General features: G+C 59.9%; 1 protein-coding gene. It reads left to right on the forward strand.

The genetic code is table 11. The features are described from left to right. Positions 1 to 252: immunoglobulin-like domain-containing protein (locus QMX86_RS28400; RefSeq protein ID WP_282388008.1), on the forward strand; the 252-nt coding region annotated here is incomplete at both ends.

The following is a 252-nucleotide window of genomic DNA, read 5'->3' on the forward strand; positions in this document are numbered from 1 at the left end:
CACCGATACCATCGATACCTCGACCGTCAAACTGACCGCCGATACATCGGTCGCCGAAGGCGGCACTGTCACCTACACCGCCACCGTCGGTGCACCAGTTACCGGTTCTCCTGTCGTCGTGACATTGGCCAACGGCCAGACCATCACCATCGGCGTCGGTCAGACTACTGGCACTGCAACTGCTGTTGCTGCGAACGATGCGTTGGTCGGTAATGCGCCGATCACCAATTCGATCACTGGCGTGAGCGGTGG

Source organism: Pseudomonas sp. PS01270 (assembly GCF_029959775.1).
Lineage (GTDB): Bacteria > Pseudomonadota > Gammaproteobacteria > Pseudomonadales > Pseudomonadaceae > Aquipseudomonas > Aquipseudomonas atacamensis.